Origin of the sequence: Rothia mucilaginosa (assembly GCF_001061665.1) — a bacterium.
GTDB lineage: Bacteria > Actinomycetota > Actinomycetes > Actinomycetales > Micrococcaceae > Rothia > Rothia mucilaginosa_A.
Map to the genome: position 1 here is coordinate 24,805 of NZ_JVSP01000009.1, position 7,562 is coordinate 32,366.

Genomic DNA, 7,562 nt, shown 5'->3' on the forward strand with positions numbered 1-7,562 from the left:
TTCTGATGTTGCAGCGACCAGTCGCTGAAGCTGCAAGTCGTCGTCCCGGCCGTACTGGTAAAACTCAGTTGAAGTTGTTCAACGCTGCTATGGATATCATGACCCAGAAGGGGCTTGAGTACGCCACTGTTGAAGAGGTGGCTGCTCGGGCGGGTGTTTCTAAGGGAACCGTGTATTACAACTTCGGTTCCAAGAAGACTATGGTGGATCAGCTGGTTCAGTACGGCACGCAGTTGCTGCTGAGCGATGCGCGCCGCGCGGCGTCGGCCCAGTCCGACCCGCGTGAGGCGTTGCGGAGTGCCGTTCGTGCCGCGTTTCAGTACCTCGAGGACCGCCCGGGCTTTACCCGGATGTGGCTTTCGGAGGCCTGGAAGGGTGCGGAGGGTTGGACCGAGACGATGAGCGATAACCGTCAGGATCTTCTGGAGTATCTGGAGGAGATGACGGAGGCCGTATCTCGCCGCTACACGGTTGATACCGCTCAGAATCCTCGTGCGATTGCAATCTCTATGTTCGGCGCGATTTACATGCTTGCCATGGATCGCGAGGTCCATCAGGTTGACCGCAACGCTGAGGACGCGACGCGTGCTGTCATGCTGGTTATAGATGGGTATATCCGTCATTAGACGAACCCGCCGGGTTCGTTGATGTTGCCGGGACTTCGGTGTCGGGTGTCGAAAAGGGCACGGTAAAAGGGCCGTGAAAAGGGCGACACCCGGTTGCCGCACGCGTTTTTGCCCCGGTGGGAGAAGATACATCCCACCCCTGTGCTTTTCTTGCCCTTTTGTCTTGGGGTGTGCTACACTTTTCCACTGTTGGTGGTGTGTCCGAGCGGCCGAAGGTGCATCACTCGAAATGATGTTTGGTGTAAAAGCCAACGGGGGTTCAAATCCCTCCACCACCGCACCAACGAAAACCCGTCGAGCTGAGCTCGGCGGGTTTTCTGTTTGCCGAATTACGCGGCTCGCCTGTGAATGTATATGCGAGTGCGAGTAAAATTTATGCCATGCGTATTAAGATTCTTGACCACCCGCTGGTCGCCCACAAGATTAGTGTTCTGCGCGATAAGAACACCCCTTCCCCGATTTTCCGTCAGCTGGTTGACGAGCTGGTGACTCTCCTGGCCTACGAGGCTACTCGCGAGATTCGCGTGGAGGAGGTTGAGGTGGTGACTCCGGTGGCTACCACGACCGGTGTGCGCATCGCCAACCCGAAGCCGCTGGTGGTGCCGATTCTGCGTGCTGGTCTGGGCATGCTGGAGGGCATGACCCGCATGGTGCCGACCGCCGAGGTGGGTTTCCTGGGTATGGCTCGCAACGAGGAGACCCTGGACATCGTGACCTATGCCGAGCGTCTGCCGGAGGATTTGACGGGTCGTCAGGTGTACCTGCTGGATCCGATGCTGGCCACCGGCGGCACCCTGATCGAGGCTATTAAGTTCCTGCGTAAGCGCGGTGCCGAGTCGGTGACCTGCGTGTGCCTGATTGCCGCCCCCGAGGGTATCGCCGCCCTGGAGAAGGGCGTTGAGGGTATGGAGAACGTGGACCTGTTCCTGGCTGCCCGCGATGAGCGCCTGAACGAGAAGGCCTACATCGTTCCCGGCCTGGGCGATGCTGGCGATCGCCTGTACGGCCTGGCTGAATAATTTTTGATTCGGCTTCGCGAGACGGTTTCGCGAGACCAATTGTGCACCGTCCCCGCGCTGGCTATTTCGATAGCCCGCGCGGGGACGCTTTTGTCTAATAGGGCGTGCGTACGATGCGGGATGGGTGGTGTCGATGATTCCCCCTCCGTCGAACGGGGGAGGGATAATTCAAAAAATCTACATGTGACAAGAATCATTTCATGTGGATATTGTTGGGTTAATGAGGGGTATTTGAGGGTCTCTCAAGCTTTGATTGAGGGCATGAAAATACAGTGCTCCGCGTCATCATGCCGCTTTAGATGAATATTTATGTAGATGGGGCGCGACGGGGCTTGATGCGGGACGAGTCTGGCCCGGATGAGTGGGGATGTATTGTACTCCTTTTTGGATGCGGGAAGTATCCACGATGCCGAATTCGCTTGATTTATCCGTCAAATAGGAGAAATATTAAGAGAAAGGATTGATGCTCGAACAGGTATTAGGGACTGTTGGGCCACGCGTCACTTCCGGCGCACCCCACCACCATGTAGGTAAGGCAATTCCTACGTAGATTTTGAGAGAAGGCTGAACCATGTCAGGTGCTGTACCTGGATACGTCCACATCTCCCAGCGAGGCCGCGCCGCGAAGCGTCAGGCCGTCCAGCCCCATCGTCCCGCCGCACCTGCCGCAACGTTGCGTCCGATGACATTCTCCGCGGGGGATTCCTCCCCCCACAAGAATGCTCAGGAGAACGAGGCTCGCGGCTTCGTGCTGTACGTGGGTCTGAATGAGGAGCTCGCCGCCGCAAACGGTACCTCCCTGGTGCGCATCGTTCAGGATCTGCGCACCTACGCCCACCACCTGGCCCCCGAATCTGAGTCTTACGCCGCCGTGGCGCTGGCTCCCGTGAACGCCGAGGGTAGCGACCTTGAGGTGGTCCGTAACGCGCTGGGTGATCCGACCGCCGTGTACACCTACCCGGAGGCGAATACCGCCCGCGAGGCGGAGGGCATGAACGGCCACTCCTCGGGTGTGCTGATTGACCTGGCTCGCCGCGAGGTGTTCCTGGACGGTGAGCCGCTGATGCTGACCTTCAAGGAGTTCGAGCTGCTGGCCCACCTGGTTGAGAATAGCTCCCGCACGGTTGGCCGCGAGGAACTGCTGAAGGCCCTGTGGAGCTCGGGTGACGAGCACCCGCACGAGCGCACGATTGACGTTCACATTCGTCGCCTGCGTTCGAAGCTGGGTCGCCTCTCGGGTACCGTGCGTACGGTGCGCGGTCAGGGTTACCGCTTCTTTGAGCACCCCGAGGTCGTCGTCTGGGCGGCCCCGGAGTACTCCATCTAGGCTTGTAGTTTTAGGGTGCACCCCGGTGCGCCGGCCCCGTGCCGGTGTGCCGGGGTTTACTCATGCCCGGGTGGCGGGTGCGCGGGATGTATCGGCGCGCTCTGGATAAAATGGGTGTATGGCTGAGAATTCTTCCAACACTGCATCCGGCTCGCACCGTAGCGGAGCTAAGCGCCTGATTATTATGCGCCATGCGGAGGCCGATTGGGGCCTGAACGATTTCGACCGTCCCCTGACCAAGCGCGGTCACGAGCAGGCTGCCGCCGCGGGTGCCTGGTTGGCTTCGCGCGGCTATATTCCCGAGCAGATTATGTCTTCGTCGGCGTTGCGCACGCGCCAGACGACCACCTGGGTTGCGGACGGCCTGGGTTCGAAGGCCCCGACCGCGCATCTGGATGAGGGTCTGTACGAGGTTTCGGCCGCCCGCATCATTGCGCGCATTAACGGCGTTTCAGAGAACGTTCATTCGCTGATGGTGGTGTCGCACCTGCCCGGCGTGCAGGATGCCGCGCAGCGTCTGATGAGCCCCGACTCCGATCCGAACGCGTCGATGGATGTGTACTATGGCTTCCCGCCGTCCTCCATCGCGGTGTTCGAGGTGCCGGGGGAGTGGGCCCTGCTGGACGGGGCGGATGCGCGCCTCGTGGACTTCAAGAGCTTCTAGGTTGTGCGCCCGATGAAACGGGCATAGTAAAAGCCCCGTACCAGCCGGTACGGGGCTTTCAGTGGCGGAGACGGGGGGATTTGAACCCCCGGTCGAGTTTAACCCCGACCCTTCATTAGCAGTGAAGTCCATTCGGCCGCTCTGGCACGTCTCCACGGTGCGCTCGTGAGCGCATCCCTATAAGAATATAGGCTGTTTTGCGCTTGGTCAATTCGGTAGGGGCCTCGCGTGAATTAGGCGTGTTGCTCAGGTACGCGAGGTGTTTTGCCCCAAACCGGCTGAGCCGACGGGGGCTCTACTCCGTGGGATACGGGCCGTGCCCATTGAGGGTTATACGCATTTTCGATAAACTGCTACCGTCCGACCGATAAATAGAGGGCGTCTCTGGCGTGTGAATTTTCCATACAGTGTTGCCAGAGTTGTCTTATTTACTCAACGAAATGAGAAATCATGTCTGAAAACCCCAATAACCCCCAGCCGCAGTTCAACCAGGCACCCCAGTATGGTCAGCAGGCTCCTTACGGTGTGCCCGTTCAGACCCCTGAGCAGCTGGCTCAGGCGAAGAAGGCAAAGACCCTGTCGATTGTCTCTCTGGTGAGCGGTATTGTGAGCCTGTTTATCTTCGGCTACATCCTTGGCGCTGTAGCTATTGTGACCGGCCGTCTGGCTATGAATAACCCCGAGCTGAAGAACCGTGGCATGGCAATCTCCGGTATCGTGCTGGGTGCTGCCGGCATTATTCTGCTGATTGCTATGAGGATTTTCCTTAAGTACTAGGATTGGTCTGCTCAAAGCGGCTTTATGACTTGTGATAGCCCGCGAGCGCCCCGTGCGCACGCGGGCTTCTGTGTGCTTGAAGGGGCATCGTTGGGGTGCCGGGCGGTGTACGCAGCCGAAGCGTGAATATAGCTGCCGCTTCGGTGATAGGCTAGGAACAACACGGGCCAACGCCGACCAACCACAAAGGTGAGATGCCATGTCTCAGAATCCGCAGGGTTCAAACCCTGAAGACTCCGACCCCGAATACAACCAGCTGAACGAACAGCTCGCTGAGCTGTCTGCGCAGGATGGCCAGGATACGTCCGGCCAGCCTGCGATGTTGCCCGCGGATACCGTGCAGAAGATTATCGAGCGGATTGAGGGCGAGCGGGCCGCTCAGACTTCCCTGGTACTTGGTCTTGTTAGCCTGGTTTGCCTGGGTTCTCTTGCCGGTGTGCCTTCTTTCATCATGGGCTATATCGGTATGTCTAGAGCAAAGGAAGCGGAGCGTCTGGGCGTTTCGGCTGTAGCGGGTCGTCGGATGAGTCAGATAGGCGTCTATTTGGCTCTCCTCATTTTCATCTGCACGTGTGTCTTCACGCTGATGGGGATTATCGGATCCCAGCAGCTTGCCAGCTAATCCCCCTATTAAACTTCCGGGTTGGTTGGCATCTTAGCCCCGGGCGGGCACCATGAGGGTGCCAAGCCTCGCCGCCGAAAACAGACCATAGATATCGGGGCGTCCCCCGAAATACCTGTCGCGTATATAAATACTGAAAGATCGTGGTTATGATGTCTCAGACTCCCCAGCCTCAAGAGCCGGACCCGTTCGACTACAATCCCGCGTACAACCAGCTCTACGAGGGCCGCGATGCCGGGCAGGGCGCGGGCGGCGAGCCGCGGAATGTCCCGGCTACCTACAAGCCTGCCGGGGCGTACACTCCGCCTCCTGCCTACCCGGAAAGCGTCCCGGGGAATATCGTCACGCCCCCTGGCTTCCTGGAGGAGGGCCAGAAAGCGGCACAGCGTTCGTTGACGTTTGGCGTCATCAGCGTGGTGCTCATTCTCCTCATGTATTGGATTCCCTACTCCACCCTCGGATCAATTATTCTGGGCGCCCTGGGAATTTCGGCCGCGCGAGACGCGGAACGCCACGGTGTGCCGGCAAAGGCGGGGCGCATCCTCAGCTGGATTGGCGTAGTCCTGCCCATCGCCCTGACGGTCTTTGCGATTATTGCCCTCCTATCGCTCCTGTTCACCCTGAAGGGATAGCCGCGTTAGCGGTTCGGCTGGCCGAGCCTTTTGGAACCGAGCCCACCATCTTTTGTCTGCAACATGTAGAAGCCCCGTTTCTCGAATTGAGGCGCGGGGCTTTACGCATATTCGCGGAATCCCGAACTAACGCTCGAGGTGTCTTGCGCGGGTCAGAATGACGGGTGTAGTTGCCCCCGTTCCGTTGATAGGCTAGGGTGAATATTGTTTAACACACACCTGCCGCACGAAAGTGAAACGCCATGTCTCGGAATCCGTGGGGTTCTGACTCCTACGATTACAACCCGGACTACAACCACCTGAACGAGCAGTACGATCAGAACAGCCAGTACGGCCAGTATGGGCAGGGCTCGTACGGCCAATACGGGCAGAGCTCTTACGGTCGGTACGGCCAGGGTTCGTATGGCCAAGGTTCGTACGGCCAATACGGGCAGAGCTCTTACGATCAGTATCCCTATGACCCGTACGGCCAAGACCTATATGGTCAGAATCAGTACGACCCGTACGGTTACCAGTATGACCAGCCCATGATGGTCCCATCGGGTTTTCTGCAGAAGACCCCCGAGCAGTTTTTTGGTGAGAAGGCTGCCCAGACCTCCACTGTGCTCGGCGTTATCGGCTTGATTTGTATCGTGACTCTCAATTGGTGGCTGTTCGGTCTGCCCTCCCTAATTCTGGGTGTTATCGGTGTTCTTAAAGCGAATGAGGCGGAACGCTACGGCGCCGCTGCTTCGGCAGGCCGCATCATGAACTGGATTAACGTAGCCGCTGGTGGCATATTCCTAGTGCTTTTCGGCGGAGCTTTTCTGCTGGCGCTCATGCTGGCTCTTTCGGATTCTGCCGCTAATTCAGAGTTGGTTGATGCCGCGCAGATACTGGCACTTCTCTAAAAACTTTGCCCTTCTCGAAGAGGTAAGAGCCCCGCTCCTCACAATGAGGAGCGGGGCTTTGCTGTACATATGCCGTATATTTTGCGTATTGGGCCGGACACGCTTGTTCCCTCTGATGGGAAGGTCTAGGGTGAAGGTAACACCCGGTATTGAAAGGTTGTGGATGCGATGTCGCAGTTACCCCAAAACAACGAAGCTTTCGATTACAACCCCGAGTACGCCAATCTTTACCGGCAAAATGGTAACGGGCAACCCATCGTTGGGTCCGCAGGGGGCCCACTGCAACCCGCGAGTGGGTTCCCGAGTCAGGAAACTGGGCGGAGCGCCGAGAACCTCTCCTTGCTCTTCGGTATCCTCAGTTTAGTGTGCATCCCGGGTATTCGATGGACGCTGTACGCCATCCCTTTCTCACTGATACTGAGTGTTTTAGGTATCTGGCAGGCGCGAGTGGCACGACGGCACGGTGCGCGCGCTACCGCGGGTATGATTCTCAGCGCGGTGGGTATAGTCGTTGTCCTTCTTCTCGTTGCCCTCATCATATTGATTCTGAACGCTTTGTCGGGCATCCACTAATCACAGCGGCTCGATGTCGAGCCTAAATGCTCTCTCAACCCGATAGGCACTTAACACCCGGTATTGAAAGGTTGTGGATGCGATGTCGCAGCTACCCCAAAATAACGAAGCTTTCGATTACAACCCCGAATACGCCAAGCTTTACCAGGAAGATGACAGCGTACAGTCCGACGCTGATGATATGGACGACAGGCTGCTACGTGCAAGCGAGCCCCCTTCCGATGTGCGGAGGGCGCAAGCCGGTGAAAGAGCAGCGAACTTCTCCCTGCTTTTCGGTGCCCTTGGCCTGCTATCTTTCTTCATAGGGTTTTGGTGGTCTGCCTATGGCATTGAAATCGGTATACTCATGGTCATCGTCGCACCATTCCTGAGTATCTTAGGTCTCCGGCAGGCATTCGTGGCACGACGGCACGGTAAGCACGCCATCGGGGG

The 7,562-nt window shown here is 58.0% G+C and carries 9 protein-coding genes and 2 tRNA genes; 10 read left to right on the forward strand and 1 reads right to left on the reverse strand.

Annotated elements, in window-relative coordinates:
• Positions 1-5 precede the first annotated feature (5 nt).
• The 5 genes from ADJ95_RS05680 (at position 6) to ADJ95_RS05700 (ending at position 3,636) form a co-directional block, all read left to right on the forward strand.
• On the forward strand, positions 6-626 hold the full coding sequence (locus ADJ95_RS05680) for a TetR/AcrR family transcriptional regulator (protein ID WP_049333429.1): 621 nt from the start codon (positions 6-8) through the stop codon (positions 624-626).
• A gap of 191 nt (positions 627-817) precedes the next feature.
• A tRNA-Ser gene (locus ADJ95_RS05685) sits at positions 818-904 on the forward strand.
• 102 nt (positions 905-1,006) lie between these two features.
• On the forward strand, positions 1,007-1,645 hold the full coding sequence (gene upp / locus ADJ95_RS05690) for a uracil phosphoribosyltransferase (protein WP_049333431.1): 639 nt from the start codon (positions 1,007-1,009) through the stop codon (positions 1,643-1,645).
• Between the two features lie 571 nt (positions 1,646-2,216).
• The gene (locus ADJ95_RS05695; protein WP_049333433.1) at positions 2,217-2,972 is read left to right on the forward strand and encodes a winged helix-turn-helix domain-containing protein; all 756 of its coding nucleotides are present in this window, start codon (positions 2,217-2,219) and stop codon (positions 2,970-2,972) included.
• A 118-nt stretch (positions 2,973-3,090) separates the two neighbouring features.
• A complete protein-coding gene (locus ADJ95_RS05700; protein ID WP_049333435.1) occupies positions 3,091-3,636 on the forward strand; it encodes a SixA phosphatase family protein in 546 nt (181 codons plus the stop codon).
• Between the two features lie 62 nt (positions 3,637-3,698).
• Here the strand turns inward: ADJ95_RS05700 and ADJ95_RS05705 are convergent.
• Positions 3,699-3,790 (reverse strand) — tRNA-Ser (locus ADJ95_RS05705).
• 296 nt (positions 3,791-4,086) lie between these two features.
• On the opposite strand from ADJ95_RS05705, the gene ADJ95_RS05710 reads away from it, so the two are divergent.
• The 5 genes from ADJ95_RS05710 to ADJ95_RS05735 all read left to right on the forward strand — a co-directional run.
• Positions 4,087-4,413, forward strand: coding sequence for a DUF4190 domain-containing protein (locus tag ADJ95_RS05710; RefSeq protein ID WP_049333437.1), 327 nt, complete (start codon positions 4,087-4,089; stop codon positions 4,411-4,413).
• A gap of 199 nt (positions 4,414-4,612) precedes the next feature.
• Positions 4,613-5,035 carry a hypothetical protein gene (locus ADJ95_RS05715; RefSeq protein ID WP_049333438.1) on the forward strand — a complete coding sequence of 141 codons (423 nt, stop codon included), beginning with the start codon at positions 4,613-4,615 and terminating at the stop codon, positions 5,033-5,035.
• 149 nt (positions 5,036-5,184) lie between these two features.
• Complete coding sequence (locus ADJ95_RS05720) at positions 5,185-5,667, forward strand: hypothetical protein (protein ID WP_049333440.1); 483 nt, start codon at positions 5,185-5,187, stop codon at positions 5,665-5,667.
• A gap of 242 nt (positions 5,668-5,909) precedes the next feature.
• Positions 5,910-6,557 (forward strand): polyprenyltransferase, encoded by a 648-nt coding sequence (locus ADJ95_RS05725; protein ID WP_049333442.1) that lies wholly within the window; start codon positions 5,910-5,912, stop codon positions 6,555-6,557.
• Positions 6,558-7,212: 655 nt separating this feature from the next.
• The coding region (locus tag ADJ95_RS05735) for a hypothetical protein (protein WP_152691714.1) at positions 7,213-7,562 on the forward strand (350 nt) is incomplete at its 3' end.

Bases quoted from the DNA above. Each gene is read 5' to 3' on its own strand.
- ADJ95_RS05715 (WP_049333438.1), top strand. From the start codon at position 4,613: ATGTCTCAGAATCCGCAGGGTTCAAACCCTGAAGACTCCGACCCCGAA.
- ADJ95_RS05710 (WP_049333437.1), top strand. From the start codon at position 4,087: ATGTCTGAAAACCCCAATAACCCCCAGCCGCAGTTCAACCAGGCACCC.
- ADJ95_RS05695 (WP_049333433.1), top strand. From the start codon at position 2,217: ATGTCAGGTGCTGTACCTGGATACGTCCACATCTCCCAGCGAGGCCGC.
- ADJ95_RS05725 (WP_049333442.1), top strand. From the start codon at position 5,910: ATGTCTCGGAATCCGTGGGGTTCTGACTCCTACGATTACAACCCGGAC.
- ADJ95_RS05700 (WP_049333435.1), top strand. From the start codon at position 3,091: ATGGCTGAGAATTCTTCCAACACTGCATCCGGCTCGCACCGTAGCGGA.
- ADJ95_RS05720 (WP_049333440.1), top strand. From the start codon at position 5,185: ATGATGTCTCAGACTCCCCAGCCTCAAGAGCCGGACCCGTTCGACTAC.
- ADJ95_RS05680 (WP_049333429.1), top strand. From the start codon at position 6: ATGTTGCAGCGACCAGTCGCTGAAGCTGCAAGTCGTCGTCCCGGCCGT.
- upp (WP_049333431.1), top strand. From the start codon at position 1,007: ATGCGTATTAAGATTCTTGACCACCCGCTGGTCGCCCACAAGATTAGT.